The sequence below is a fragment of the Pseudomonas paraveronii genome, from assembly GCF_963681955.1.
Taxonomy (GTDB): domain Bacteria; phylum Pseudomonadota; class Gammaproteobacteria; order Pseudomonadales; family Pseudomonadaceae; genus Aquipseudomonas; species Aquipseudomonas paraveronii.
Window position 1 is genome coordinate 4,625,117 of record NZ_OY817130.1, and the last position, 25,762, is coordinate 4,650,878.

26 protein-coding genes and 1 riboswitch are annotated in these 25,762 nt (G+C 61.7%); of the genes, 6 read left to right on the forward strand and 20 right to left on the reverse strand.

Annotation, left to right across the window (positions count from 1 at the left end; translation table 11 throughout):
• Positions 1–31 precede the first annotated feature (31 nt).
• On the forward strand, positions 32–3,502 hold the full coding sequence (locus U5A08_RS21300) for a hybrid sensor histidine kinase/response regulator (protein WP_321848454.1): 3,471 nt from the start codon (positions 32–34) through the stop codon (positions 3,500–3,502).
• A 55-nt stretch (positions 3,503–3,557) separates the two neighbouring features.
• Here the strand turns inward: U5A08_RS21300 and U5A08_RS21305 are convergent, their stop codons facing one another.
• Both U5A08_RS21305 and U5A08_RS21310 read right to left on the reverse strand, forming a co-directional pair.
• Entirely contained in the window at positions 3,558–4,922 is a 1,365-nt protein-coding gene (locus U5A08_RS21305; protein ID WP_198718061.1) for a DNA recombination protein RmuC, read from the reverse strand.
• 175 nt (positions 4,923–5,097) lie between these two features.
• Positions 5,098–5,421: an SEL1-like repeat protein gene (locus U5A08_RS21310; RefSeq protein WP_253397733.1), complete on the reverse strand. Its 324-nt coding sequence runs from the start codon at positions 5,419–5,421 to the stop codon at positions 5,098–5,100.
• Between the two features lie 457 nt (positions 5,422–5,878).
• Here U5A08_RS21310 and U5A08_RS21315 point away from each other — a divergent pair, with 457 nt between their 5' ends.
• The 4 genes from U5A08_RS21315 to U5A08_RS21330 all read left to right on the forward strand — a co-directional run bounded on the left by U5A08_RS21315 (position 5,879) and on the right by U5A08_RS21330 (position 9,032).
• Positions 5,879–6,184 carry a hypothetical protein gene (locus tag U5A08_RS21315; RefSeq protein WP_321848456.1) on the forward strand — a complete coding sequence of 102 codons (306 nt, stop codon included), beginning with the start codon at positions 5,879–5,881 and terminating at the stop codon, positions 6,182–6,184.
• 443 nt (positions 6,185–6,627) lie between these two features.
• Positions 6,628–6,852, forward strand: coding sequence for a hypothetical protein (locus U5A08_RS21320; RefSeq protein WP_007898912.1), 225 nt, complete (start codon positions 6,628–6,630; stop codon positions 6,850–6,852).
• Positions 6,853–7,132: 280 nt separating this feature from the next.
• Complete coding sequence (locus U5A08_RS21325) at positions 7,133–7,615, forward strand: hypothetical protein (protein WP_253397737.1); 483 nt, start codon at positions 7,133–7,135, stop codon at positions 7,613–7,615.
• A 145-nt stretch (positions 7,616–7,760) separates the two neighbouring features.
• On the forward strand, positions 7,761–9,032 hold the full coding sequence (locus tag U5A08_RS21330; protein WP_253397739.1) for an OmpP1/FadL family transporter: 1,272 nt from the start codon (positions 7,761–7,763) through the stop codon (positions 9,030–9,032).
• Positions 9,033–9,097: 65 nt separating this feature from the next.
• Here the strand turns inward: U5A08_RS21330 and U5A08_RS21335 are convergent, their stop codons facing one another.
• The 14 genes from U5A08_RS21335 to cobO form a co-directional block, all read right to left on the reverse strand.
• The gene (locus tag U5A08_RS21335) at positions 9,098–9,649 is read right to left on the reverse strand and encodes a glutathione peroxidase (protein WP_198718059.1); all 552 of its coding nucleotides are present in this window, start codon (positions 9,647–9,649) and stop codon (positions 9,098–9,100) included.
• A 34-nt stretch (positions 9,650–9,683) separates the two neighbouring features.
• Positions 9,684–9,806 (reverse strand): hypothetical protein, encoded by a 123-nt coding sequence (locus U5A08_RS21340; protein WP_269816499.1) that lies wholly within the window; start codon positions 9,804–9,806, stop codon positions 9,684–9,686.
• A complete protein-coding gene (locus U5A08_RS21345; protein ID WP_321852266.1) occupies positions 9,803–11,002 on the reverse strand; it encodes an MFS transporter in 1,200 nt (399 codons plus the stop codon). Before U5A08_RS21345 ends, U5A08_RS21340 begins: the two co-directional genes overlap by 4 nt.
• A gap of 63 nt (positions 11,003–11,065) precedes the next feature.
• Positions 11,066–11,470 carry a MarR family winged helix-turn-helix transcriptional regulator gene (locus U5A08_RS21350; protein ID WP_247405041.1) on the reverse strand — a complete coding sequence of 135 codons (405 nt, stop codon included), beginning with the start codon at positions 11,468–11,470 and terminating at the stop codon, positions 11,066–11,068.
• A 42-nt stretch (positions 11,471–11,512) separates the two neighbouring features.
• Positions 11,513–12,241 (reverse strand): adenosylcobinamide-GDP ribazoletransferase, encoded by a 729-nt coding sequence (locus U5A08_RS21355; protein WP_321848458.1) that lies wholly within the window; start codon positions 12,239–12,241, stop codon positions 11,513–11,515.
• 2 nt (positions 12,242–12,243) lie between these two features.
• Positions 12,244–12,819 carry an alpha-ribazole phosphatase family protein gene (gene cobC / locus U5A08_RS21360; RefSeq protein WP_321848460.1) on the reverse strand — a complete coding sequence of 192 codons (576 nt, stop codon included), beginning with the start codon at positions 12,817–12,819 and terminating at the stop codon, positions 12,244–12,246.
• The gene (gene cobT / locus U5A08_RS21365) at positions 12,816–13,871 is read right to left on the reverse strand and encodes a nicotinate-nucleotide--dimethylbenzimidazole phosphoribosyltransferase (protein ID WP_321848462.1); all 1,056 of its coding nucleotides are present in this window, start codon (positions 13,869–13,871) and stop codon (positions 12,816–12,818) included. The genes cobC and cobT overlap by 4 nt, the downstream gene beginning before the upstream one ends.
• Positions 13,868–14,389 (reverse strand): bifunctional adenosylcobinamide kinase/adenosylcobinamide-phosphate guanylyltransferase, encoded by a 522-nt coding sequence (gene cobU, locus U5A08_RS21370; RefSeq protein ID WP_253397747.1) that lies wholly within the window; start codon positions 14,387–14,389, stop codon positions 13,868–13,870. Before cobU ends, cobT begins: the two co-directional genes overlap by 4 nt.
• 85 nt (positions 14,390–14,474) lie before the next feature.
• A complete protein-coding gene (locus U5A08_RS21375; protein WP_321848464.1) occupies positions 14,475–15,926 on the reverse strand; it encodes a cobyric acid synthase in 1,452 nt (483 codons plus the stop codon).
• A complete protein-coding gene (gene cobD, locus U5A08_RS21380; protein ID WP_253397751.1) occupies positions 15,923–16,912 on the reverse strand; it encodes a threonine-phosphate decarboxylase CobD in 990 nt (329 codons plus the stop codon). The genes U5A08_RS21375 and cobD overlap by 4 nt, the downstream gene beginning before the upstream one ends.
• The gene (gene cbiB, locus U5A08_RS21385) at positions 16,905–17,813 is read right to left on the reverse strand and encodes an adenosylcobinamide-phosphate synthase CbiB (RefSeq protein ID WP_321848467.1); all 909 of its coding nucleotides are present in this window, start codon (positions 17,811–17,813) and stop codon (positions 16,905–16,907) included. The genes cobD and cbiB overlap by 8 nt, the downstream gene beginning before the upstream one ends.
• Positions 17,810–18,460, reverse strand: coding sequence for a 5,6-dimethylbenzimidazole synthase (gene bluB / locus U5A08_RS21390; RefSeq protein ID WP_253397756.1), 651 nt, complete (start codon positions 18,458–18,460; stop codon positions 17,810–17,812). Before bluB ends, cbiB begins: the two co-directional genes overlap by 4 nt.
• On the reverse strand, positions 18,457–19,824 hold the full coding sequence (locus tag U5A08_RS21395; RefSeq protein WP_253397757.1) for a cobyrinic acid a,c-diamide synthase CobB: 1,368 nt from the start codon (positions 19,822–19,824) through the stop codon (positions 18,457–18,459). Before U5A08_RS21395 ends, bluB begins: the two co-directional genes overlap by 4 nt.
• Positions 19,821–20,432: a cob(I)yrinic acid a,c-diamide adenosyltransferase gene (cobO, locus tag U5A08_RS21400; RefSeq protein ID WP_253397759.1), complete on the reverse strand. Its 612-nt coding sequence runs from the start codon at positions 20,430–20,432 to the stop codon at positions 19,821–19,823. Before cobO ends, U5A08_RS21395 begins: the two co-directional genes overlap by 4 nt.
• A gap of 79 nt (positions 20,433–20,511) precedes the next feature.
• Positions 20,512–20,755: riboswitch (cobalamin riboswitch) on the reverse strand.
• Positions 20,756–20,854: 99 nt separating this feature from the next.
• Here cobO and U5A08_RS21405 point away from each other — a divergent pair.
• Positions 20,855–22,168, forward strand: coding sequence for a PQQ-dependent sugar dehydrogenase (locus tag U5A08_RS21405; RefSeq protein WP_321848468.1), 1,314 nt, complete (start codon positions 20,855–20,857; stop codon positions 22,166–22,168).
• Positions 22,169–22,245: 77 nt separating this feature from the next.
• On the opposite strand, the gene U5A08_RS21410 is transcribed toward U5A08_RS21405, so the two are convergent.
• The 4 genes from U5A08_RS21410 to U5A08_RS21425 all read right to left on the reverse strand — a co-directional run bounded on the left by U5A08_RS21410 (position 22,246) and on the right by U5A08_RS21425 (position 25,752).
• A complete protein-coding gene (locus U5A08_RS21410; protein WP_253397763.1) occupies positions 22,246–22,782 on the reverse strand; it encodes a C40 family peptidase in 537 nt (178 codons plus the stop codon).
• Between the two features lie 144 nt (positions 22,783–22,926).
• Positions 22,927–23,556, reverse strand: coding sequence for a C40 family peptidase (locus tag U5A08_RS21415; protein WP_253397765.1), 630 nt, complete (start codon positions 23,554–23,556; stop codon positions 22,927–22,929).
• Between the two features lie 214 nt (positions 23,557–23,770).
• Positions 23,771–24,475 (reverse strand): DnaA regulatory inactivator Hda, encoded by a 705-nt coding sequence (gene hda / locus U5A08_RS21420; RefSeq protein ID WP_247406650.1) that lies wholly within the window; start codon positions 24,473–24,475, stop codon positions 23,771–23,773.
• 203 nt (positions 24,476–24,678) lie between these two features.
• A complete protein-coding gene (locus U5A08_RS21425; RefSeq protein WP_253397767.1) occupies positions 24,679–25,752 on the reverse strand; it encodes an AI-2E family transporter in 1,074 nt (357 codons plus the stop codon).
• Positions 25,753–25,762 lie beyond the last annotated feature (10 nt).

Consider the following 25,762-nt stretch of genomic DNA (forward strand, 5'->3'; position numbering starts at 1 on the left):
ACGCCTGGGTGTGTTTATGTCCGGAGTTACCATGACGCTGTCCAGCGGGCTGATCGCCGCCGTTGCCTTGGCCTATATGGCCACTATGTTTGCCATCGCCTTTTACGGTGACCGCCGCCATGCGCCGCTGCCGCCGCGTATGCGTGCCTGTGTGTACAGCCTGTCGCTGGCCGTTTATTGCACCAGTTGGACCTTCTTCGGCGCCGTAGGCCAGGCGGCCGAACAACTGTGGGCGTTTATACCGATCTACCTGGGACCGGTGCTGTTGCTGGTATTGGCCCCTTGGGTCCTGCAAAAGATGATTCTGATCAGCAAGCAGGAAAACATCACCTCTATCGCTGACTTTATCGCCGCACGCTACGGCAAATCCCAATCGTTGGCGGTGGTGGTCGCGCTGATCTGCATGGTCGGCGTGCTGCCTTACATCGCCCTGCAACTCAAGGGCATCGTACTTGGGGTGAACCTGCTGATCGGCGCTGGCGCGGATGCTACCGGCACCCGAGCTCAGGACACGGCGCTGATCGTGTCGCTGGTGCTGGCGTTGTTCACCATTGTCTTCGGTACGCGCAACCTCGACGCCACCGAACACCACCGCGGCATGGTGCTGGCAATTGCCTTTGAATCGATCGTCAAGCTGTTCGCGTTTCTCGCGGTCGGTGCGTTTGTGACCTACGGCCTCTACGACGGTTTCGGCGATTTGTTCAGCCAGGCGATGCTGGCGCCACGGCTGGAGGAATACTGGAAAGAAACCGTCAACTGGCCAACGATGGTGGTACAGACCGGCGTCGCGATGATGGCGATCATCTGCCTGCCCCGGCAGTTTCACGTCACCGTCGTGGAAAACATCGACCCCCAGGATTTGCGCCTGGCCAAATGGGTGTTCCCTGCGTACCTGATCCTCGCAGCACTGTTTGTCGTGCCGATCGCCCTCGGCGGCAAAATGCTCTTGCCCGGCTCGGTGCCGCCCGATTCCTACGTGATCAGCCTGCCCTTGGCCGAGGCCCATCCGGCTCTCGCCTTGCTGGCGTTCATTGGTGGTGCATCGGCCGCCACCGGCATGGTGATTGTTGCGAGCATTGCGTTGTCGACCATGGTTTCCAACGACATGGTGCTGCCTTGGTTGTTGCGCCGTTCCAGCGCGGAACGGCCGTTTGAAGTGTTCCGCCATTGGTTGCTGTCGGTACGCCGCGTCAGCATCGTGATCATCCTGCTGCTGGCTTATGTCAGCTACCGATTGCTGGGCTCCAGCGCGAGCCTGGCGACTATCGGCCAGATCGCTTTCGCCGCAGTGACCCAACTGGCACCCGCCATGCTCGGCGCGCTGTATTGGAAACCGGCGAATCGGCGCGGCGTGTTTGCCGGCTTGGCGGCGGGCACGTTCCTGTGGTTCTACACCTTGGTCCTACCGGTTACCGCGAAAAGCCTGGGCTGGTCGCTCAGCCTTTTCCCGGGCCTGACTTGGTTGCATTCCCACCCGCTCGGCTTGCCCCTCACCTCGCTGACCCTGGGCACCGTGTTCTCCCTGGCGGGCAACTTCACGCTGTTCGTCTGGGTTTCGATGCTCTCGCGTACCCGGGTGTCCGAACACTGGCAGGCCGGGCGCTTCATCGGCCAGGAAACCAGCCAACGCGCCAGCACTCGCTCCATGTTGTCGGTCCAGATCAGCGACCTGCTGAGCCTGGCCGCACGCTTTGTCGGGGAAGAACGCGCCCAGCAAAGTTTTATCCGCTTCGCCTATCGCCAAGGCAAAGGCTTCAACCCCAACCAGAATGCCGATAACGATTGGATCGCGCATACCGAACGCCTGCTGGCGGGCGTACTCGGCGCCTCCTCGACTCGCGCCGTCGTAAAGGCCGCGATTGAAGGTAGGGACATGCTGCTGGAGGACGTAGTACGGATCGCCGACGAAGCCTCCGAAGTGCTGCAATTCAATCGAGCCTTGCTACAAGGCGCCATCGAAAACATCACCCAGGGCATCAGCGTGGTGGATCAGTCTCTCAAGTTAGTGGCGTGGAACCGCCGTTACCTGGAGCTGTTCAACTACCCCGAAGGCTTGATCAGCGTCGGCCGGCCGATTGCCGACATCATTCGCTACAACGCCGAGCGCGGCTTGTGCGGTCCGGGCGAGGCCGAAGTGCATGTGGCGCGACGCCTGCACTGGATGCGCCAAGGCCGCGCGCACACCTCCGAACGCCTGTTCCCGAATGGACGGGTGATCGAACTGATCGGCAACCCGATGCCCGGCGGCGGTTTCGTCATGAGCTTCACCGACATCACCGCGTTCCGCGAGGCCGAACACGCACTGACCGAGGCGAACGAGGGCTTGGAACGACGGGTCACCGAGCGTACACACGAGCTGTCGCAGCTCAACGTGGCGCTCACCGATGCCAAGGGCGTGGCCGAGTCCGCGAACCAATCGAAGACCCGCTTTCTCGCAGCGGTCAGCCATGACCTGATGCAACCGCTGAACGCTGCACGCCTGTTCTCCGCCGCCCTCTCCCACCAGAACGATGGCCTGTCGAGCGAAGCCCGGCAACTGGTGCAACACCTGGACAGCTCGCTGCGTTCCGCCGAAGACCTGATCAGCGACCTGCTGGACATCTCGCGCCTGGAAAACGGCAAGATCAACCCGCAACGCCAGCCGTTCGTGCTCAACGAACTGTTCGACACACTCGGTGCCGAATTCAAGGCACTGGCCCAGGAACAAGGCTTGCGCTTCCGCTTGCGCGGCAGTCATTTGCGGGTCGACAGTGACATCAAGTTGCTGCGGCGCATTTTGCAGAACTTTCTGACGAATGCATTCCGCTATGCCGACGGCCCGGTGCTGCTGGGCGTACGCCGACACGAGGGCGAGCTGAGCCTGGAAGTATGGGATCGCGGTCCTGGCATCCCGCAGGATAAACAGAAGGTGATTTTCGAGGAGTTCAAGCGTCTGGACAGCCACCAGACCCGCGCTGAAAAAGGCCTCGGCCTCGGCCTGGCGATCGCCGATGGCCTGTGCCGCGTATTGGACCATCACCTGAGCGTGCGTTCATGGCCGGGCAAGGGCAGCGTGTTCAGCGTGCGCGTGCCGCTGGCTCGCAACCAGACCAGCCCGCCGATCAAGACCGTGCAGGAAAATGGCCTGCCCCTGAGTGGCGCGCAGGTGCTGTGTGTGGATAACGAAGAAAGCATCCTGATAGGCATGCGCAGCCTGCTGACGCGTTGGGGCTGCGAAGTATGGACCGCCACCGACCAGGCGCAGTGCGCCGCGCTGCTGGCCGACGGCGTGCGCCCACAACTGGCGCTGGTGGATTACCACCTGGACCACGGCGAAACCGGCACGGAGCTGATGGCTTGGCTGCGCACGCAGTTGGCTGAGCCGATCCCCGGCGTGGTCATCAGCGCCGACGGCCGTCCGGAGATGGTGGCGCAAGTGCATGCCGCGGGGCTGGATTATCTGGCCAAGCCGGTGAAGCCCGCGGCGTTGCGGGCGTTGCTCAGTCGGCATCTACCGCTTTAATCAGGCTGAACTCAATCCACTGCCGAGGCTCGATAGCTCCGACATTGACCCGACTCTATTCGGGTAAGTGCGCCACACCGTCGGCATCGGTCATTGCCCGCTCCAGCAGATCGGCGGGCAGGCTCTTGCTGGCGCGGGCGCCGAGCAACCTTAATTGTTCGGTGCGGCTGACCAGATTACCGCGACCATCTGTCAGCTTATTCCGCGCGGCGCTGTAAGCCTTATCCAACTGCTGCAGACGGTTGCCCACTTCATCCAGATCCTGGATAAACAGCACGAACTTGTCGTACAGCCAGCCGGCGCGCTCGGCGATTTCCCGGGCGTTCTGGCTCTGACGCTCCTGTTTCCAAAGACTGTCGATGACCCGCAGGGTAGCGAGCAAGGTGGTGGGGCTGACAATGACGATATGGCGGTCGAACGCTTCCTGGAACAGATTGGGCTCGGCCTGCAAGGCTGCGGAAAAAGCGGCTTCAATCGGCACGAACAGCAACACGAAATCCAGGCTGTGCAAGCCCTCCAGGCGCTTGTAGTCCTTACCGGCCAGGCCCTTGACGTGATTGCGCAGGGACAGCACGTGCTGTTTGAGCGCGGCCTGGCCGATCACATCATCGTCCGCCGCCACATACTGTTGATAGGCGGTCAGGCTGACTTTGGAGTCCACCACCACCTGTTTGTCATCGGGCAACATAATCAGCACGTCCGGCTGGAAGCGCTCACCGTCCGGGCCTTTCAGGCTGACCTGGGTTTGGTACTCGCGGCCCTTCTCCAGGCCGGCGTGTTCCAGCACACGCTCAAGGATCAGCTCGCCCCAGTTGCCCTGGGTCTTCTGGCCCTTGAGCGCGCGGGTCAAGTTCGTGGCTTCGTCCGACAGACGCAGGTTCAGTTGCTGCAGGCGTTCAAGCTCCTTGCCCAGGGAAAAGCGTTCGCGGGCTTCGTTCTGATAGCTTTCTTCGACACGCTTTTCAAAAGACTGGATGCGTTCTTTCAAGGGATCAAGCAACTGCCCGAGGCGCTCCTGGCTGGTTTCGGCAAAGCGCTGTTCACGCTCGTCGAAAATCTTCCCGGCCAGTTCGGCGAACTGCGCCCGCAACTCGTCCCGCGCGCCCTGCAGGTCAGCGAGGCGTTGTTGATGGCTTTCCTGTTGCTCGCGCAGCTCCGCACGCAAGGCCGCCGACAACGCGTCAAGGCGGCGCAGTTCGGCTTCCTTGGCGCTGCGGTCGAGGTTCCAGGCGTGGGCCGCGTCGCGGGCGTTGTCGCGATCGATCTGCAGCAATTCGACTTCGCGACGCACGGCGGCCAAGTCAGCCTGCTTGGCGGCATTGGCCTGGCTGAGGTCGCTGATCTCGTCACGACTGGCGTCCAGTTGGGCAGCCAAACCTTCCTGGGCCAGTTGCGCAGTGGCCAGGCGCTCTTCAAGCAACTCCCAGCCGGCCATGCGCGCAGCCAAGCGCCCCTGAAGCTGCCAGCACACGGCCAATAACGGCACTGCCGCGCCAGCAAGTCCCAGGGCAATACTGGTCCAGTCAAAAGCCATAACCATGTCTGCCATCACCGAAAAAGAGCAAGGTTAACCAAGCAAGGGAGTTGAGGACAGCTCAGTCTTCGACCTGGCCCAATTCACGCTGGGCGCGGCGGTCGCCAGCGCGAGCGGCCAGGCGCAGGAGGTCGTGGCCGATGCGGCGGTCGCGGGCATTACCACATTCGCGGCACATCAATTGGCCGAGTCGGCTTTGCGCGGCGACAACGCCGTCACGGGCCGGCTGTTTGAGCAAGCGCCCGGCAAAATGTTTGACGTTGGTGCTGTGGCCTAGGCGCGGGCTGTCGAGCAACCACAATGCAACTTTCAAGGAGAAACGCTTGGGTGGGGTAACAGCCGGAGGGGTGTCGGTAGCAGAAGGTGACACTGAGCGAAACTTCATAAAGCACTGCGGGACAGAACGGAAGGCGCGCAACTCTACTCTTTTTTTCGTACAGGTAAAGCCGAAAAAAACCTGCACGCCCGTACTAGAGCAAGCGCTTGGGACAATCCACAGAAGCTGTGGATAACTCAGTGGACAACCCACCTTTAACTCGCGCAAAGCCCCATGGAATGGGGGCCGCAGTCAAACTGACGATTTTTTCACCAATAAAAAAAAGCGATATTTTTCATTGACTTAAATTTTCATTGCAGGCAAACGGAGCCAATTCGAAACACTTGACAGGCCGGTGACACATACTGTGAACAATGTGTACAAGCCCCTCTTCCCTGGTTATATCGTCGGTGTTTTTTGATCCGACACTGCTTGAATATGTTACCGGCACGGCCAGGCAGGGACTTTTCAAATTCAGTGCAGGTCGCCACACTGCCCCACCTACAACGCAACCATGTGCGGGTCGATGAAAGGAATTCTGTTATTCACTGTGTTGCTGCTGGCTATCTGCGCGACCTCCCTGGGAATCAATGCCGCACTACCCTCGCCCGACGGCGCATTGTTCGCCATCGCGATCCTGCTCTCTGCGGCATTCACCGCCATCAGCCTGAGCATTGAGTTGGGCGAAGGCAGGATCAACGACATGGGCGATGTGATAAAAGTGGTCGAGACCGGCCAGTCCCTGCGACTGACCCTGGCCGCGTATGCACTGGGCTGTTCATTGGCGGCAGCCGTCACGGTACTGGTGTATCACGGGCTGCTGGACGGCTGATTGAAGTTTTTTTGTTAGCACGCTTTCATTCATCGCTTCAATCCGTTATCATCGGCAGTGTTAGTACCAAGCTGAAAGTCAATTCTGGTCGAACAACTCCCCTGAACAACACGGGATCGACCACCTCGATGGTTTCCAGGTATCACTTGCGACGACACAGCCTTTGAACAAGCAAAGGGTGTCGCGAAGTATCAATACTCTGACCGAACCAACCTGCCAATTGATCAGGATCTTCACCCTGGGCCCAGAACCTTTGCCCCTGTTGTGTTGCCTGCCCTCCTAAGTACCTACCTGCCAGCCCAAGCGCGCCTAAACTATTAGCGCTTCAAACTGGCTGCTTTGTTCCAGTCGGGTTCTTCGTTCGATCAATGGTGATCAACGTCACTGGAACGTTTTAACGTTGCGCGGTTCTTAACCGTGTTATTTGTAGGAACACCAATAATATGTCCACTCAAATCCATACTCAGGATGCCATTCGCACCCTCACCAACGCTTTTGCACCAATGAACTGTCTGATCATGGCCGCTCGCAAAGGCTGCTTCAGCTTCACCCTGGTCAACGAACACGGTATCGCTCGTCACAGCGAACGCCTGTACCCCGATCAATACTCCAGCGCAGAACCGCTGCAGGCCGTGATCGAGCGTACCCGTCAGGCACTGGTTGCCTGATCGACCCGAGCTGCTGAAACACAAAAACCCTGTTTAAAACGCAGGGTTTTTTATTGCCTGATATTCAGGATTTGAATGTTTTCACTCAGCACAAATAGATATAAACGTTATAACTGATTAAAGAAGATGTTTTAAAAACAGTCCTTTACACCACGAATATGACACTACACTTCAACTCAAGCGGCTTGATCCGCTTCCGACGGGCCTGAGATCCGATCCACCGCTGCCAAGCCCCCACCCGCTCAGGCTTCGTCGACCACTTTCACGGATTGAGGCGAGTATGGGTATCGCTGCCAGCGAATTGTGTCGTTATGTGATCAAGCCGACGCTTATTTACCTCGGGCGCCACGACCAGACGGCTGAATCTCTGTTGCTGGGCATTGCCGCCAGCCAGTCGGAACTCGGCTCCGCCTTGCACGACCGTCGCGGCCACGGCCTGTATAGCATCACCGAACCACGCCACCGCGCCCTATGGGACACCTACCTGGCGCTGGACCCGGAGCGCGCCAGCCTGGTGCGCGGCCTGGCCAGCCAGCATGCTTTCCTCAGCGCGCCCCAGCTTGAGCTGACCGTTAACCTGCGTTACGCCACGGCCATCGCCTGGCTGCTGGTGGAACAACAGCGCCTCGTCTTGCCCGCACCGGGAGATGTATTGGCCATGGCGCGTATCTGGAAAGAAATATTTCACCCTCAAGGCCGCCTTCGCGATTTCACCCATGCCTGGAAATCCTGTGTTTCATCCATGAATCAGGTGGCTTGCTGATCGGGAAATTTTCAATATTCGCTAAAAAGCCGCGATTTTGGTAGGATTGTCCTACAAAACCGCTCTATCTCCAGTGTTACAGCCTATAGCGTGATGTGTAATTTGTTGATACTTTCCGCTGCGGTGATCACACGGAGTTCTAATAATGAAAAAAGTAATGCTCAAGACCACACTTAGCCTCGCCGTTGCCATGGCATCCTCCCAACTGTTCGCAAGCGGTTTTGCACTCAACGAACAGAGCGTCAGCGGGATGGGTACGGGTTTCGCAGGTCGCTCCTCCTCTGCCGATGATGCAAGCACTGTCTACGGTAACCCTGCCGGCATGTCTCGCCTGAACGGCCAGCAAATCACTGGTGGCGTTGCAGCCATTGATGCATCGACCGATATCAAAGACACCAGCGGCACCGCGCGCGGAACCAACAAAGGCGACATGGTTCCATTTATCGCCGTTCCGTTCGGCTTCTACACCAACAAACTCAACGATCAGTGGTCAGTCGGCTTCGGTGTCTATGCACCGTTCGGCCTGGTGACCGATTATGAACGCGGCTATCAGGGCAAGGGCTACGGCAGCAAAAGCGAAGTCAAGGTCATGACCTTCCAGCCGACTGTCAGCTATGCGTTCAATGACAAGGTGTCCATCGGTTTCGGCCCGACCATCAACCGGATTTCCGGTGTGCTTGAGTCGGACAAAACCCTCAACCCGAATGTTGCAGACACCAACGTCAAGATCAAGGGTGACGACACCGCCCTGGGCTTCAACGTCGGCGTGTTGGTCCAGGCGACCGATACCACCCGAGTCGGCTTGACCTACCACTCGAAGGTCAACTACAAGCTCGAAGGCCACACCACAATCAGCGGCCCGGCCCAGACCCAAGCGGTCCTGCGCAACAACCGTTACGACGCTTCGCTGAAGATCGAGACACCTGAGTCCTACGACCTGTCGGTGACTCAGGACCTGACCGATGCCTGGAAACTCTACGGCGGTGCCACCTGGACACGCTGGAGTCGCCTGAAAGAAATCACCGTCAACAACCAAGGCGTGACCAGTGCCGGCGGCATCGCCGCGCCGAGCCAACTCACCAGCATCAGCGAGCCGCAAAACTGGCACGACACCTGGGCTTACGCTGTGGGCACCTCGTATCAGTTGACCAAGCAGGTCGTGCTGCGTACCGGCCTGTCCTTCGACCAGTCGCCGACCAACAACACCGATCGTTCGCCACGTATCCCGACCGGCGACCGCACGATCTTCAGTATGGGCTTGGGCTACAAAGTCATGGATAACATGACCGTCGACCTGGCTTACTCCTACCTGAAGGAAGAGAAGGTCAATATTGATCGCAGCACCGCGCCGAGCTACCACGCCAAATACGACAACAGTGCCAACGGTTTCGGCCTGGGCATGACTTACACCTTCTGATTCAGACCGGTGAAAAAAAGCCCCGCTCTCCTGCAAAGGAGGCGGGGCTTTTCAATGGGTAACGATCAGGGTTTCGACGCTAACGCCTCTTCCACCGCTTTGAGCAAGTCCGGGCTGTCCGGCTTGGTCAGGCTGGAAAAATTGGCGATCACCTTGCCCTGGCGATCCACCACGTACTTGTAGAAATTCCACTTCGGCGCGCTGCTCTGCTGCGCCAGTATCTTGAACAGATGCACAGCATCCGGCCCCTTGACCGTCTGCGGCTCGGTCATGGTGAAGGTAACGCCATAATTCACGTAGCAAACCTTGGCGGTTTCCTCACCGGTCTTGGCTTCCTGCTTGAAGTCATCGGAAGGCACGCCAATCACTTCCAGGCCCTGGCCCTTGTAGCGCTGGTATAACGCCTCGAGGCCTTTGAATTGCGGCGCAAACCCACAGAAGCTGGCGGTATTGACGATCACCAGAGGCTTACCGGCAAAGCGCTGGCACAGGTCGATGGATTCCTTGGCGCGCAACTTGGGCAACTGCCCTTCCAGCAACGGCGGGCAACTGGCGGCCATGGCCGCACCGCCAAAAGCAGCCATCAGGACGGGTACTGCAAGCCAGCGCATCTGCATATCGTGTGTCCTTCAAAGGAGTCAGACCACGAACTTAACAGATCGACATACCCAGTTGCATCAACGCCAGCCCACCGCGCTGCCAGCCCCACCACGCCAGAAGCAGCAGAAGCGTTGCCGCCCCTGCCCCAACCAGCCAATAGCCATTGGAACTCATGCTACCTCCATCTGCGTCTGCAACCGCGCCACCGGCCGCTCACGCACCGGCCAGTTCAGGGCGGCGGCGAGCAGGCTCAAGAGAATCGCCACTTGCCAGATCAAATCGTAGTTGCCGGTTCGATCATAGACCACCCCACCCAACCAGCCGCCGAGGAACGAACCGAGCTGGTGGAACAGGAACACGATCCCACCGAGCATCGAGAGGTTTCGCACACCAAACAGCGTGGCAACCGTGCCGTTGGTCAGCGGCACCGTGGACAGCCACAGGAAGCCCATCGCCATACCGAACAGGTAGGCCGTGACTTCAGTCACCGGCGCCCACAGGAACAGCCCGATCACCACCGCCCGCAACAGGTACAGGCCGGTCAGCAGGCGCGGCTTGGACATGCGCCCGCCGAGCCAGCCGGCGGTGTAGGTGCCGGCGATATTAAACAGGCCGATCAAGGCCAAGACGGTGGTGCCGGTAGTCGCCGGCAAATGCTGATCGATCAGGTAAGCCGGCAGATGCACGCCGATAAACACCACTTGGAAACCGCAGACGAAAAAACCGAACGCCAGTAGCCAGAACCCGGAGTGGGAGCAGGCTTCCTTCAGCGCTTCACGTAAGGTTTGCTGCCCGGCCATGACAGGCAGCGGCCGATCCTTGAGCATGCTCACCAGCGGCAGAATCAACGCCACCATCAAGCCCAGCGCCAGCAGTGCCGCCGACCAACCCAGCCAACTGATCAAGCCCAGGGTGCCCGGCACCATGGCGAACTGGCCGAAAGAACCGGCGGCACTCGCAATGCCCATGGCGATGCTGCGTTTTTCCGGCGGCACGGCACGGCCGACCACGCCCAGAATCACCGAAAACGAGGTGCCGGACAGGCCAATACCAATCAGCAAACCGGCGCTCAACGATAACGACCACGCCGAATCGGACATCCCCATCAGCACCAGGCCGACGGCGTACAACACACCGCCAACCAACACCGCCTTGCTCGCCCCAAAGCGGTCGGCCAGGGCGCCGGTGAACGGCTGCGCCAGGCCCCAGATCAGGTTCTGCAAAGCAATGGCAAAGGCAAACGTCTCACGCCCCCAGCCGAATTCGGCGCTCATCGGCGCCAGGAACAGCCCGAAGCCATGCCGCACCCCCAGGGACAACGCCAGGATCAGCGCACTCCCCACAAGAATCCAGCCACTGGTGCGCCACATCGAAGTCATTTCTTATTCTCCATTTACGGGTATATACCCGCTTGTAGTCGAACAAACCCCCGTTCAGGCGAGCTCATCCAGCAAGGCCAACAGGGTTTCGCGTTTTTCCGCGCCCAACCGATCAATCAATTTCTGCTGCGCCGCCTCCCAGGCCGGCAAGGCCGCCGCCAATCGCGCCGCGCCGGCTTCGGTCAACAGCACCAGGCGGTTGCGCAGATCGTCGCCCTCGACCAACCGCACCAGGCCTTCGCCTTCCAGTACACGCAGGTTGCGCCCCAACGTACTGCGATCCAGGCCCATGGCGTCGGCCAGGCTGGAAATACTCGGCTGATCGAGACGCTGCAGATTGCACAGCAAAGAATACTGGGCGACGTTGATCCCGAAGCCGTCGAGAGCGCCGTCGTAATGCCTGCTGACGCCACGGGCGGCGCGTCGCAGGTTGGTGCATAAACATTGGGAGGCAAGCATGGAACGTGTATATACCCGCGATTCAGCAAATGCAAGCAAGTGTTACAGCGCCAGCCCGACCAGAACCGCCACTTCCAACAGCTCCAGCAGCGCGCCGGCGGTGTCGCCCGTGGTGCCGCCGAGGCGCTTGACCATCAGGTGGCGCAGGCCGATAAAGCACAGCGCCGCGAGCAGGACCGCGATCCCGCCGCTGAAACCACCGATCAGGAGGCAGGCCAGACCGCTGAGGATCAGCACCTGCTGGCCGACAATCCTCGGTAAGTGATCCGACAATGCCTGGCCCAATCCTCCGGCACGCACATAGCGTGTAGTGAGAAACAGCGCGAGCATCGACGCACGCCCGATCAGCGGCGCGAGGATCAGCGCTGCGCCATTGTGCTGCTCGATCAGCGCCACCAGCGCGGTGAACTTGAGCAGCAATACCAGGCCGAGGGTGACCACGGCGATCGGCCCGCTGCGCGGGTCCTTCATGATGGTCAGGGTGCGCTCGCGATCGCCGAACCCACCGAGCCAGGCGTCCGCGCTGTCCGCCAGCCCGTCCAGGTGCAAGCCGCCGCTGAGCAACACCCAGGCCGTCAGTAACAACGCGGCGTGCAGCAACAACGGCGCGCCCGCCAACGCGAGGTTCAGGCCCCACAACAGCAGGCCGAACAACAGGCCCACCAGCGGATAAAACAGCAGTGAGCGCCCCAGTTCCTGCGGTTGCGGCATGCCCGGCAGACGAATCGGCAGGCTGCTCAGGAACTGCAGGGCGATCCAGAACGGCAGCATGTTCAGCGCCCTTCCTTCAACACGCCGTCGGCCGCGACCTGCAGGCTGAACAGTGCGCCATGGCCGACTTCGACATTCAGCAACTGCGCTCGGGGCAAACCGCGCGCCCGGGCCAGCAGCAGACGCATCACGCCACCGTGGCTGATCAACAACACACGCTGGCCGGCATAAGCCTGATGCAAGCGTGAGACCGCGCCGAGGACCCGTTCGGAAAAGTCGCTGACACGTTCACCGTCTGGTGGCGTGAAGCTATAGGGATCAGCCCAGAACGCGCCCAGCCCTTCGGCATCGGTCTCCATCAACGCCGCTGCGCTCTGCCCTTCCCAGGCGCCGAAGTGCAATTCCTGCAGAGCCTTTTCCAGGCTCACTGGCACGTTGAGTGTTGCGCCGAGCTCTTGCGCAAACCGCGCGCACCGTTGCAGCGGCGAACTGATCAGGCGATCCCACGGGCCCTGCCCGGCCACCGCAGCACGCATCTGCGCCCAGCCGTTTGCGGTGAGCGCATCGTCGAGGCTGCCGCGCAGGCCACCGCCCAATTCGGTTTCGCCGTGGCGCAACAGGTCCAGGTGCAAGGTCATGCCGGGCGGTCCGCCACGGCGGCTTCGGCAAATGTGGCCATCTGCCCGTGCAACGCGCAGGCCAGGCGCAGCAGCGGCACCGCCAGGGCCGCGCCGCTGCCTTCGCCGAGTCGCAGACCGAGTTCGAGCAACGGTTGTGCGTCGAGGCTGTGCAGTACGTGGCGATGGCCCGGCTCGGCGCCGCGATGGCCGAACACCAGCCACTCACGGCATGCCGGGTTCAGCCGCGTGGCGACCAACGCCGCGACGCTGCAGATAAAGCCGTCCACCAGTACCACAATGCCATCCTGGGCGCAGGCCAGATAGGCACCGACCAACGCTGCAATCTCCAACCCGCCGAGGTTGAACAGGGTTTGCAGCGCGTCACCGCGTTGCGCGGCGTGCACGGCCAGCGCACGTTCGATGACCGCGACTTTGTGGCTGACGCCCTGGGCATCCAAGCCGGTGCCCGGCCCGGTCAAATCACTGACCGGGCAATCGAGCAAGGCACACGCCAACGCACTGGCGGCGGTGGTGTTGCCGATCCCCATCTCGCCGCCGATAAACAACTGCGCGCCGCTCGCCAACGCACGGCGCGCGCTGTCGCGACCGGCCTGCAGCGCCAGCCGCCCTTGTGCCTCGGTCATCGCCGGGGCGTTGACGAAGTTGGCGGTGCCGGCTGCGATATTCAGGTGACGCACGCCGGGCAGGTTCAGCGACGGCGTCACCGTGCCGAGGTCGATCACTTCCAACTGCGCCGTCAGTTGCTGCGCCAATACGCTGATGGCCGCACCGCCGGAGACAAAGTTATGCAGCATCTGCCCGGTGACTTCCTGGGGATACGCCGACACGCCTTCGGCCACCACGCCGTGGTCGCCGGCAAAGATGGCGATCCACACCTGCTCCAGCATAGGTTTGACCCGGCCTTGCAAGCCGGCCAACTGCACCGCCAACGCTTCCAACTGGCCGAGGGAGCCGGCCGGTTTGGTCAATTGCTGTTGGCGCGCCAAGGCCTGTTGATACGCCAAAGCGTCGCTGGCCTTGCACGGGTTGAGCCACCAGGTTTCCGTCATAACGCAGTACCTTTCAAAGTCAGGGGCAGGCCGGCAACGGTCAGGACAACACGCTGACACCGTTCGGCCAAGGCTTGATGCAGCCAACCGGCTTCATCCACATAGCGGCGAGTCAATTCGCCCAGCGGCACGACACCCAAACCGGTCTCGTTGCTGACAAACAGGATTTCACCGGGCAATGAGGCCAGGCTTTCCAGCAATTGGTCACGCTCAAAAGCCAGGCGCTCGGGGTTATCGAGCAGCAGCAGATTGGTCAGCCAGAGCGTGAGGCAATCCACCAGCAGGCAGCGCTCGGGCGCGGCGTTTTCACGCAGCACCCGTGCCAGTTCGATCGGTTCTTCGATCAGGCCCCAGGCATCTGGGCGACGCTGGCGATGCAGGGCGACGCGCTGGTTCATCTCGCCGTCCAGCGGTTGGCTGGTGGCGATATAAATGACGGGCAACGCGCTGTCGCCGGCAAGTTTTTCGGCGAGGCGGCTTTTGCCGGAACGGGCGCCGCCGAGGATCAGTTGGAGCATGGGAGGGCACCTCGCTGCCTCAGGGAAATCCGATTGAAGCCATCGCAGGCAAGCCAGCTCCCACCGTTTGAGCGCATGTACACCGTCAAACCCCACACAATGTGCGCAACAGCGCGGTATCCAGATGGTTGTCCACCAGGTCGGCCAAGCGCTCGATATCGCGCTCACGCAGGGCGTGGTAATCCACCTCCTGTACCGCCTGCAAACCGGCCCAGCGCAACAAGGCGCTGCACGCGGCAGGGGTTTCGAACAAGCCGTGCAGGTAGGTGCCGAAGATTTGCCCGTCGGGGCTCTGCGCGCCATCGCTGCGGCCGTCGTCCAGCAACACGGCCGCGTTCGACAAGGCCGCGCCGGACGTCACCCCTGCGTGGATCTCATAACCACTGACCTCGGCGTCCTCCAGCAGCAGGCGCCCACGCACATTGCGCAGTTGCTTGTGCTCCTCCAGCGTCGTACTGAACGCCAGCCAGCCCAGGCCTGCACTCGACCCGGCCGGCCCCTCGAGCCCGAGCGGGTCATGCACCTGCTCGCCGAGCATCTGCAACCCGCCGCAAATCCCCAGCACCTTGCCGCCGTAGCGCAAGTGCCGCGCCACCGCCGTGTCCCAGCCATTGGCACGCAGGTACGCGAGGTCACTGCGCACGCTTTTCGAGCCCGGCAAGATAATCAGGTCGGCGCCAGGAATCAGCTGGCCCGGGCCGATGAACTGCAAGTCCACCTGGGGATGCAGGCGCAGCGGGTCGAAGTCGGTGTGATTGCTGATGCGCGGCAATACCGGGACGACCACCTTGAGCACCTGGGCAGCCTTGTCGATCTGGCGCTGGTCGATGCCGTCTTCGGCTTCCAGATGCAGGTCCATCACGTAGGGCAATACGCCGACCACCGGCTTGCCGGTGCGTGCTTCCAGCCAATCCAGCCCCGGCTGCAACAAAGCGATATCACCGCGAAAACGGTTGATGATGAAGCCCTTGACCCGCGCCTGCTCGCTCGCCGAAAGCAATTCGAGGGTGCCGACCAGATGCGCGAACACGCCGCCGCGATTGATGTCGGCGATCAGCAGCACCGGGCAGTCCACGGCTTCGGCGAAGCCCATGTTGGCAATGTCATTGGCGCGCAGGTTGATCTCCGCCGGGGAGCCTGCGCCTTCCACCATCACCACCGGGTAGGCTTCGCTCAAGCGCGCGTGGGACGCCAGCACCGCGTGCATCGCGATGGCTTTGTAGTCGTGATAGGCCACTGCGTTCATGCTGGTCACGGCACGGCCATGGATGATCACCTGGGAGCCGGTATCGCTGTTGGGTTTGAGCAGCACCGGGTTCATGTCGGTGTGCGGCGCCAGGTTGGCGGCCTGGGCCTGCACTGCCTGGGCGCGGCCAATTTCGCCGCCTTCGGCCGTTACCGCGCTGTTGAGCGCCATGTTCTGCGGTTTGAACGGCACCACCGCCACGCCCTGGCGCACCAGCCAGCGACACAGGGCGGTGACCAGGGTGCTTTTACCGGCATCGGACGTCGTGCCTTGCACCATCAGCGTACTCATGGCGCTTCCTTGTAGGCGATCAGCGCCTGTTCGAGGCGCAGCCAGTCGGCATCGGTGTCGGGCAGGCCGAAACGCAGGCTGCTGTCGTGGACAAACAGGCGCAGCAGAATGCCGCGCTGGGCCATGAAGTTGTGCATGCGTTCGGCGTGAGGTGTGATCAGCCATTGGAACAGGGCGCAGCCGCCCTGGGGTTGAAAGCCTTGGCGTTCCAGCAATTCGAACAAGCGCTGGCCGGCTTCCAGGCAACGATTACGTTGCCGGGTGTGCCCGGCGGTATCGCGCAGACACACCTGGCCGATCACCCGCGTCGGCCCGCTGACCGCCCATGGCCCGACCTGTTCGGCCAACAGCTTGAGCAACCGGCGCTCCGCCAGCACAAACCCCAGGCGCACACCGGCCAGGCCGAAGAACTTGCCGAACGAGCGCAGCACGATCAGGCCGACCTGATGGGCCTGGCCTGCCAGGCTCAGGTGCGGCGTGACGTCCATGAACGCTTCGTCCACCACCAACCAGCCACCGCGCTGGGCCAGCCGCGCGTGCCAATCCAGCAGGCGTTGCGGGGTCAGGCTCAGGCCGGTCGGGTTATTCGGGTTGACCACCACCAGCACGTCCAGGCTGTCGAGAAAGAAGTCGACTTCCTGCTCCTGCACTTCGCGCACCACGTAGCCGGCGCGGCGCCAAGCCTCAGCGTGCTCGGCGTAACAAGGTGACAGCACACCGACCTTGCCACCCCGACGCAGACGCGGCAGCAGTTGGATCGCCGCCTGGGAACCGGGCACCGGCAATAAATGCGCGGTGCCGTAATACTCGCTGGCGGCTTGTTCGAGGCCGTCGTCGGTTTCCGGCAGGCGCGCCCAGGCGCGCAACGGAATCTCGGGGACCGGCCACGGCCAGGGCGCCAGGCCGCTGGACAGGTCGAGCCATTCGGCTTCGGCAATCCCGTATTCAATCGCCGCCTTGCGCAGGCGGCCACCGTGCTCAAGCATACAATTGCCCCCCGATGCATAGAATCAGCAGCCACAACCATACGCCGCGCTGCACCAGTTGCCAGCCGCGGTCGATGGCGTCTGCATCCGCCGCCGGGCCTTCGCCCAGTGGCGGGCGCTGGTGCAGCTCACCGTGGTAGATCGCGGCACCGCCCAACTCGACGCCCAAGGCACCTGCCCCCGCCGCCATCACCGGACCGGCGTTGGGGCTATCCCAGGTCGGGCCCTGGCGGCGCCAGCATTTGATCGCCAGCCGGGTTTTACCGAGTACGGCGTAGGTCAACGCCACCAGGCGTGCCGGAATATAGTTCAGTACGTCGTCGATCTTGGCCGCCGCCCAACCGAAGCGCTCAAAGCGTGCGTTGCGATAGCCCCACATCGCATCAAGGGTGTTGCTCAAGCGGTAAAGCACCACGCCCGGCACACCCGCGACGACAAACCAGAACAGCGCGGCAAAGACGGCGTCACTGCCGTTCTCCAGCACCGATTCAGTGGCGGCGCGGGCCACTTCAGTGCGATCCAGCTCACTGGTCTGGCGACTCACCAGGTAACTCACGCGTCGACGGGCTTCGTCCAGGTCATCGCTGCGCAAGGCCTGGGCCACCGGGATCACATGTTCGCCGAGGCTGCGCATGCCGAGGGCACAGTACAACGCGAGGATCTCCAGCACCCAACCGATATAAGGCGCCCACGACAACGCAGTGGCCAGCAGCGTCAGCGGCACCACCGCAATAAACCACGCGGTCACACCATGGCTGCGCCAGCCACGGCCACCGCTGTTGAAACGCTGCTCGATACGCGCGGCAAAATTGCCGAACGCCACCAGCGGATGCCAGCGCCTGGGCTCGCCCAGCAGCGCATCCAGCGCCACCGCAGCGACACACAGCAAGGCCACACTCATTGACGCACTCCCCAGGTATTCTCATACAACATGTCACTCAGCGGCCGCGGTTCGGCCCAGCCTTCGAGCTGCAACATCGGTGCCGGATAGAACGCCTCGACCGGCCCCAGGCACAACACCGCCAGGGGTTTCGCGCCGGGCGGCAAGCCCAGCAGGTCGGCCAGGGCCTGCGGCTCGAACAGCGAGACCCAGCCCATGCCCAAGCCTTCGACACGCGCCGCCAGCCACAGATTCTGGATCGCGCAGGACAACGAGGCCATGTCCATTTCCGGCAAAGTGCGTCGGCCGAAGATATGCCGCTCGCGGTCATCCATCAGCGCCGCCACCAGCACTTCGGCGCAGTCGTGGATGCCTTCGACCTTGAGCTTCATAAATGTATCGGAACGCTCGCCCAACGCTTCGGCGGTGCGTATGCGTTCTTCCTCCACCAACTGTTGAATCCGGCTACGCAGTTGGCGGTCACTGATGCGGATAAACCGCCACGGCTGCATCAAGCCAACGCTCGGCGCCTGGTGTGCGGCCTGGAGCAAACGGTGCAGCAGTTCGGGAGCCACATCGCCGCCGCTGAAGTGACGCATGTCACGGCGCTCGGCGATGGCGCGGTAGACGGCCTGGCGCTCGGCTTCGGGGAAGGCGTTGTCGGTCATGAGCCTATCGCGGGCAAGCCCGCTCCCGCAGTGGATTCGTGGTGTTTAGCCGAGTGCGATTTGCCTTCGCCGGGCGCAAACAGCGCAGCAACGGCGCGGGGGTTGGAAGGGAAATAGAAGTGGACGTAGGACGCGGTCAGCCGCCCCTGCCGATACACCGCCTCGGCCCCGCGCCCACCATTGGGGCTCACGCCACGGGCAACGGGCTGCCATTCGGTGCTGGTCAGCGAGTGGTGATAGGTATGACCGCGCAACACACCCTCGGGCAATTCGACGCTTTGCAGGGCCAGGGCCGCGAGCTTTTTTTGCATCACCGCATCGCCCTGCAGCAGGCCGACCAGCTCGGCGCGGATGCCGTCGACATCAGTGAGCGAGTCCAACAGATAAAGCATCCCGCCACACTCGGCGAGCAGCGGTTTGCCGGCAGCGTGATGGGCACGGATCGCATCCAGCATCGCGGTGTTTTCCGACAGCGCCTGGTGATGCAATTCGGGGTAACCGCCCGGCAGATAGAGGCTGTCGGCATCGGGCAATTGGCGATCGTGGATCGGCGAGAAGAAGCTCAACTCAGCGCCCATCGCCCGCAGCAGATCGAGGCTCGCACCGTAGGTGAAGGCGAAGGCTTCGTCACGGGCGATGGCAATACGCACGCCGGCCAGCAACGGTTCGGCGCGGGTCACGGGCGGTGCGGCAAAGGTCACCGGCGGCGGTAACGCGACCTCGCAACTGCTGCCCAACGCCTGGGCGGCAGCGTCCAGGCGCAGGTCGAGGTCATTCAGTTCGCTGGCTTGCACCAGGCCCAGGTGGCGACTGGGCAATTCGATAGCGGTCTCGCGGGACAGCGCGCCATACCAGCGCAGGCCTTCGGTGAGGCTGCCTTCAAGCAGTTGTGCATGGCGCAGGGTGCCGACGCGGTTGGCCAGCACCCCGGCGAACGGCAAGTCCGGCTGGTAGCGTGCCAGGCCGAGGGCCAGGGCGCCGAAGGTCTGCGCCATGGCCGTGCCATCGATCACGCCGAGCACCGGGACACCGAAGTGTCGCGCCAGGTCAGCGCTGGAAGGCGTGCCGTCGAACAGGCCCATCACGCCTTCGATCAGGATCAGGTCCGCCTCCCCCGCTGCTTCCCACAGCAAGCGACGACTTTCCTGCTCGCCCACCATCCACATATCCAATTGATACACCGGCGCACCGCTGGCGCGCTCGTGAATCATCGGGTCGAGGAAGTCCGGGCCGCATTTGAACACGCGCACCTTACGCCCCAGGTTGCGGTGCAAACGGGCCAGCGCGGCGGTGACCGTGGTTTTGCCCTGGCCGGACGCCGGTGCGGCGATCAAGACGGCCGGGCAATGACGGGGCTGATTCAAAGTTCGACGCCTTTCTGTGCCTTGATACCGGCCTGGAACGCGTGCTTGAGCATGCCCATCTCGGTGACGGTGTCGCCCATTTCGATCAGCTCGGGCTTGGCGCCACGGCCGGTGACGACCACGTGCTGCATCGGCGGGCGGGCTTGCAGATCGCCAAGGACTTGATCCAGGTCGAGATAGCCGTGCTTGAGCGCGATGTTCAGCTCATCCAGCACCACCAGACCGATGGACGGGTCTTGCAGCAATTGGCGGGACACCGCCCAGGCGGCTTCGGCGGCCGCGATATCACGCTGGCGGTCCTGGGTTTCCCAGGTAAAGCCCTCGCCCATCACATGGAAACGCACTTGCTCGGGGAAGCGGCGGAAGAACAGTTCTTCGCCAGTGCTGTTGCGCCCCTTGATGAACTGCACCACACCGCACTGCATGCCATGGCCCATGGCACGGGCCAGCATGCCAAATGCCGAGCTGCTCTTGCCTTTGCCGTTGCCGGTCAGCACCAGCAGCAAGCCGCATTCGTTCGGGGAATTGGCGATGCGCTCATCGATCACGGCTTTTTTACGCAGCATGCGCGCCAGGTGGCGTTCGTCGCGCTCGGGGGAATCGGTCATGGCAGCTCTCCGTTGGGGCTGGACAAAAACGGCGGGCAGGAAAAATCAAAAACAGACAGCCAAGCATCGCCCACCGTGATGCTGTTGGATGATCCGGGCCGGTCTCCGGGCTCATGAGTGGCGCGCTAGAGCGCACGCCGACGGCGCGCCTTCCCATATCGCGAGCGATACAGTGGCAAACAGCACCGTTTTGACTCATTTACCGTTGCGGGGGCAGCGCCGGAATCGCGGCAGCACTGTGTACAAGTGCGCTCACTCACCGGCTTCCCTGTTTCACTCAGTCGACCCGTAGGTCACAGAGCACCTGGAACAAGCCGCGAAGGTTAGTGGGTTGGGGGTGGAGCGTCAATTAAAGCTGGCCTTGTACTTGAACCATCGCCGCAACGCACACCTCTACCCTTACAGGCATCCAGGAGAAAACCATGCATAAAACAAGACTCGCCTTACTGATCATGCTCGCGGGCAGCCTTGCCGCCTGCGGCGAAAGCTCGACCCTGAAGGTATCCGACGGCACCGGGCCCTCGCCGCGATTGCCGGAACCGAACAAGACGCTGATCCCCACGGTGAACATCGCCCCGGCCATTGGCTGGCCGGCGGGCACCCAGCCCACGGCCGCCGCCGGCACCCAGGTGGCGGCCTTCGCCGAAGGCCTGGACCACCCGCGCTGGCTGTACGTATTACCCAACGGCGATGTGCTGGTGGCGCAAACCAACGCGCCGCCCAAGCCGGATGACTCCAAAGGCATTCGTGGCTGGGTGATGGAGAAAGTCATGGGCCGCGCCGGCGCCGGTGTGCCGAGCCCAAACCGCATCACCCTGCTGCGCGATGCCGACCATGATGGGGTCGCGGAGACCCGCACGGTATTCCTGGAAAACCTCAACTCGCCCTTCGGCATGACGCTGGTCGGCAATGACCTGTACGTGGCCGATTCGGACAAGCTGCTGCGCTTTGCCTATCAGACCGGCGAAACCGCGATCAAGACCGCCGGCAGCAAGGTCATCGACCTGCCAGCGGGCAGCATCAACCATCACTGGACGAAAAACGTGGTGGCCAGCAAGGACGGCAGCAAGTTGTATGTGAGCGTCGGTTCCAACAGCAACGTGGCCGAGAACGGCCTGGAAGCGGAACAAGGCCGCGCGGCGATCTGGGAAGTCGACCGCGCCAGCGGCCAGCACCGCATCTTCGCCTCCGGCCTGCGCAACCCCAACGGCATGGCCTGGGAACCGCAGAGCGGCAAGCTGTGGACTGCGGTGAACGAGCGCGATGAGATCGGCAGCGACCTGGTGCCGGACTACATCACCTCGGTCCAGGATGGCGCCTTTTATGGCTGGCCCTTCAGCTACTACGGGCAGCATGTGGATGTACGCGTCACGCCGCAAAACCTGGATCTGGTGGCCAAAGCCATTGCGCCGGACTACGCCGTAGGCCCACACACCGCCTCGCTAGGCCTGACCTTCGCCGAGGGCAGCAAACTCCCGGCGCCCTTTATCAACGGCGCGTTTATCGGCCAGCACGGTTCGTGGAACCGCAAGCCGCACAGCGGCTACAAGGTGATCTTCGTACCGTTCGAGGGCGGCAAGCCGAAGGGGCCGCCGGTCGACGTGCTGACCGGGTTCCTCAACAGCGACGGGCAAGCCATGGGCCGACCGGTTGGCGTGGTCATCGACAAGCAAGGCGGTTTGCTGGTGGCGGATGATGTGGGGAATAAGGTGTGGCGGGTTTCTGCGGCTAAGTAACTATTCTCAAGACCGCCACAAAACAAATGTGGGAGGGAGGGAGCAAGCTCCCTCCCACATTGGGATCCTGGTTTGACTTAAGGGTTACGCGCCAGATTTTCAGCCGGCAACACACGCTTGGCACTCAGGTAGGCATTCTGCCAATAGGCTTTGGACAAGGTGTCCAGCTTCACCGTACCGCCCGTTTGCGGCGCATGCACAAAGCGCCCTTCGCCGACATAGATCCCGGCGTGGCTGACCTGCGAGCCACCGCCCGTGGCGAAGAACAACAGGTCACCGGTTTGCAGGTTCTGCTCGCTGACGTCCTGGCCACGCATCACGATCAGTTCGCGCGTGGTGCGCGGCAGGGAGATGCCGGCGGCATCACGGTAGACAAACCCGATCAGCCCGCTGCAATCGAACCCCGAGTCTGGCGTGTTGCCACCCCAACGATAAGGCGTACCGACCAGGCCCAGCGCTCGGAAGAGCACGTCTTCGGCGGCTGGCGAGAAACTCTGGCTGGTGTTGAACACCGGTTTAGGCTTGGCCGCTACGGGCGCAGGCTGCGGTCGGCTTGCGCAGGCGCTGATCAGCGCGGCGCAAACAATAAGAATCAGGCGGGCCGAGGTCGACATGTGCAGAACAATCCTGGTCTGGATGCGGCTTTCGCTGCCGAACGCTGAAAACCAGAACGCGCAAGCAAGGCTTGCGCGAACGGATTACAACAATATTCAAGGATTCTAGCGCTTACACGTCAAACTTCAAGTATCACTTTAACTTTACTTGCTGGCGGTAATCGTCGTCGGGGCCATGGCGAGTGCGCGTTTGGCTTCGATGAAGGTTTTGCTCCAGTAGCTGTCGCCCAGGCTGTCGACTCGAACACCACCGCTGCGGCGGCTGCTGGAGTGGATAAACTGGTTATCGCCCAGGTAGATACCGGCGTGACTGACGCGACCACGACCACTGGTACTGAAGAAAAGCAGATCACCCGGCTTGAGGTTGTTACGCGCGACCAACGGTGCATTCACGTTGATCATTTCGCGAGTGGAGCGTGGCAGGTTCATGCCAGCTTCTTCACGAAACAGGTAACCGATAAAACCGCTGCAATCGAAACCGGCTTCGGAAGTACCGCCGAAACGGTAACGGGTACCGATCAGGGACATGCCGCGCTCGAGAATGCTGTCGGCCAGAACGGGAAGCTGATAAGGCTTGTTGCCAGCGAAGGCGGCCAGTTCTTTTTCGGTTGCCAGCTCTTCCTCATAAACAGTGGAAGACTGCGCAGCAACGAATTTTGCCTGATTTTTATACTGTTGAGCGTGCTGCTCGGCCACTTGTTGAGGGTGGGAGGCGCAACCAAACAACAGAGCTACAAGTGCGAGAGGCACGAGGGGTGCGAAGCGATTTAGCATGGGCACGACCGTGGCAAATGTGTAAAGAAGTCGAGACTATGCCTTCTATCACATCGATTTGCAAATTCAATCGTGACCTATGTGACTTATTGTTTGCGCTATGACATCTAAGCCCTTAATACCCTATGCACGTGTTTTGCGTGGCCAAGCCGGCCCAAACGCAGGTTTTCTGGCGCCTGAAATCTGCTGAAGCCCTACGAAATACAAGGGTTTGCTACCAGCCAAGGGTTTCCTTGAGGAAGGGAATCGTCAGCTTGCGCTGGGCCTGCAAAGAGGCCTGATCGAGCTGTTCGAGCAAATCGAACAACGCGCTCATGCTGCGGGTGCCACGGGTGAGAATAAAGTGCCCGACCTCGTCGGTGAGGTGCAGGCCGCGACGGGACGCACGCAATTGCAGGGCGCGCAATTTGTCCTCGTCGGACAATGGGCGCATCTGGAAGATCAGCGCCAGGGTCAGGCGCGACTTGAGGTCGGCCAGCTTGACCGGCAACTCACGGGGCGAGGTCGAAGCCGCGATCAACAGGCGGCGGCCGCTGTCGCGCAGGCGGTTGAACAGATGAAACAGCGCCTCTTCCCAATCCGCCTTGCCGGCGATGGCCTGCAGATCATCCAGGCACACCAGTTCGTATTGTTCGAGGTTGTCGAAAATCCCGATCCCGCGATCCATCAACTCGGCCAACGGCAGGTAAACCGCCGGTTCGCCCATTTGTTCGAAGCGCAGGCACGCGGCCTGCAACAGGTGGGTGCGCCCCACGCCCTGCTTGCCCCACAGATAGATCAGGCTTTCAGTCCACCCGGCGTCGGCTTCGCAGAGCCGCTCGACATAGCCGAGTGCAGCGGCATTGGCGCCTGGGTAGTAATTGATAAAGGTGGCGTCGTCACGCAGACGCACACCTAAGGGCAGCTGAATCGGTTTCATGCTGACTGAACGGCTCCGATCGAACCGTTAGTGGCCTCTGTGAAAAGTTTGCAAAGTTTATACCCGTGACGCTGGGCGCACAATGCAGCAGACCACAAGCAAAATCAAAGGTTTGCGTTAACTTGCTGGATTTACGCGAATTGTTTGACGCGACAGTGCCAGAAACAACAAACCCGGCCTGAGCCGGGTTTGTGACACCGCGATTACAAGTCGGGGTCTTCGACACCCGTATACACATCCGAATCCTTGTACAGATCGTGTACATGACGCACCAGCACCATGATCACCGCCGCCACCGGCAGCGCAAGCAGGATGCCGGTAAAGCCGAACAACTCACCGCCGGCCAAGATCGCAAAGATCACCGCGACCGGGTGCAGGCCGATGCGGTCGCCCACCAGCAGCGGGGTCAGCACCATGCCTTCGAGGGCCTGGCCGACCATAAACACCGCGACAATCCCAAGCATCGGGTACAGGTCACCGCCAAACTGGAACAGCCCGGCGACCAGCGCAGCACCGATGCCAATCACAAAGCCCATGTACGGCACGATGGCTGCCAGGCCGGCAATCAAGCCGATCAACAGGCCCAACTCCAGACCGATCGCCATCAAGCCGGCGGCATAGATAATTCCCAGGGCCAGCATCACCAGTAATTGGCCACGCACGAACGCCCCCAGTACCTCATGACACTCCCCGGCCAGGGACACAATGCGCGCCTCACGGGCGCGCGGCAGCAGGCTGCGAATCTTGGCCATCATGATGTCCCAGTCCCGCAACAGGTAGAACGCCACCACCGGGATCAACACCAGGTTAGTCAACCAGCCGATCAGCGCCAGGCTGGATGCCGTGGCCTGACTGAGAACCACGCCGACGATGTCGGTGGTCTGGCCCATATGCTCGCTGATCGCGGCCTTGACCTTGTCGAACTTCCAGAAGCCATCCGCCAGCCCCAGCTTGGCCTGGGCCCACGGCATCGCCGTATGCTGCAGCCAGTCGAGCATTTGCGGCGCCAGCTCATACAGACGGAACAATTGCTTGGCCAGCATCGGCACCAGCACCAGCACCAGCGCCGTGATGATCAGCGTAAACAGCGCAAACACCGTGACCACGCCCAAGGTCCGTGACAGGCCGGCTTTCTCCAGGCGATCCACCACGGGATCGAACAGATAGGCGAGCAACAGCGCTATCAGGAACGGCGTCAGGATCGAATGCAGCAAGAACACAAAAATGCACAGCAGGGCGATCCCGCCAAGCCAAACCCAACGACGCGTATCCGCCATACACCACTCC

Excerpts from the sequence above, each read along its gene's own strand:
- U5A08_RS21355 (WP_321848458.1), bottom strand. The coding sequence starts at position 12,241 with ATGCTGCCGTTCTGGATCGCCCTGCAGTTCCTGAGCAGCCTGCCGATT.
- cobD (WP_253397751.1), bottom strand. The coding sequence starts at position 16,912 with ATGCTTGAGCACGGTGGCCGCCTGCGCAAGGCGGCGATTGAATACGGG.
- U5A08_RS21320 (WP_007898912.1), top strand. The coding sequence starts at position 6,628 with ATGTCCACTCAAATCCATACTCAGGATGCCATTCGCACCCTCACCAAC.
- U5A08_RS21345 (WP_321852266.1), bottom strand. The coding sequence starts at position 11,002 with ATGTGGCGCACCAGTGGCTGGATTCTTGTGGGGAGTGCGCTGATCCTG.
- U5A08_RS21410 (WP_253397763.1), bottom strand. The coding sequence starts at position 22,782 with ATGTCGACCTCGGCCCGCCTGATTCTTATTGTTTGCGCCGCGCTGATC.
- U5A08_RS21310 (WP_253397733.1), bottom strand. The coding sequence starts at position 5,421 with ATGAAGTTTCGCTCAGTGTCACCTTCTGCTACCGACACCCCTCCGGCT.
- cobT (WP_321848462.1), bottom strand. The coding sequence starts at position 13,871 with ATGACGGAAACCTGGTGGCTCAACCCGTGCAAGGCCAGCGACGCTTTG.
- hda (WP_247406650.1), bottom strand. The coding sequence starts at position 24,475 with ATGAAACCGATTCAGCTGCCCTTAGGTGTGCGTCTGCGTGACGACGCC.
- cbiB (WP_321848467.1), bottom strand. The coding sequence starts at position 17,813 with ATGAGTGTGGCCTTGCTGTGTGTCGCTGCGGTGGCGCTGGATGCGCTG.
- U5A08_RS21405 (WP_321848468.1), top strand. The coding sequence starts at position 20,855 with ATGCATAAAACAAGACTCGCCTTACTGATCATGCTCGCGGGCAGCCTT.
- U5A08_RS21325 (WP_253397737.1), top strand. The coding sequence starts at position 7,133 with ATGGGTATCGCTGCCAGCGAATTGTGTCGTTATGTGATCAAGCCGACG.
- cobU (WP_253397747.1), bottom strand. The coding sequence starts at position 14,389 with ATGCTCCAACTGATCCTCGGCGGCGCCCGTTCCGGCAAAAGCCGCCTC.
- cobO (WP_253397759.1), bottom strand. The coding sequence starts at position 20,432 with ATGACCGATTCCCCCGAGCGCGACGAACGCCACCTGGCGCGCATGCTG.
- U5A08_RS21315 (WP_321848456.1), top strand. The coding sequence starts at position 5,879 with ATGAAAGGAATTCTGTTATTCACTGTGTTGCTGCTGGCTATCTGCGCG.
- U5A08_RS21340 (WP_269816499.1), bottom strand. The coding sequence starts at position 9,806 with ATGAGTTCCAATGGCTATTGGCTGGTTGGGGCAGGGGCGGCAACGCTT.
- U5A08_RS21415 (WP_253397765.1), bottom strand. The coding sequence starts at position 23,556 with ATGCTAAATCGCTTCGCACCCCTCGTGCCTCTCGCACTTGTAGCTCTG.
- U5A08_RS21330 (WP_253397739.1), top strand. The coding sequence starts at position 7,761 with ATGAAAAAAGTAATGCTCAAGACCACACTTAGCCTCGCCGTTGCCATG.
- bluB (WP_253397756.1), bottom strand. The coding sequence starts at position 18,460 with ATGACCGACAACGCCTTCCCCGAAGCCGAGCGCCAGGCCGTCTACCGC.
- U5A08_RS21350 (WP_247405041.1), bottom strand. The coding sequence starts at position 11,470 with ATGCTTGCCTCCCAATGTTTATGCACCAACCTGCGACGCGCCGCCCGT.
- U5A08_RS21335 (WP_198718059.1), bottom strand. The coding sequence starts at position 9,649 with ATGCAGATGCGCTGGCTTGCAGTACCCGTCCTGATGGCTGCTTTTGGC.
- U5A08_RS21300 (WP_321848454.1), top strand. The coding sequence starts at position 32 with ATGACGCTGTCCAGCGGGCTGATCGCCGCCGTTGCCTTGGCCTATATG.
- U5A08_RS21425 (WP_253397767.1), bottom strand. The coding sequence starts at position 25,752 with ATGGCGGATACGCGTCGTTGGGTTTGGCTTGGCGGGATCGCCCTGCTG.
- cobC (WP_321848460.1), bottom strand. The coding sequence starts at position 12,819 with ATGACCTTGCACCTGGACCTGTTGCGCCACGGCGAAACCGAATTGGGC.
- U5A08_RS21375 (WP_321848464.1), bottom strand. The coding sequence starts at position 15,926 with ATGAGTACGCTGATGGTGCAAGGCACGACGTCCGATGCCGGTAAAAGC.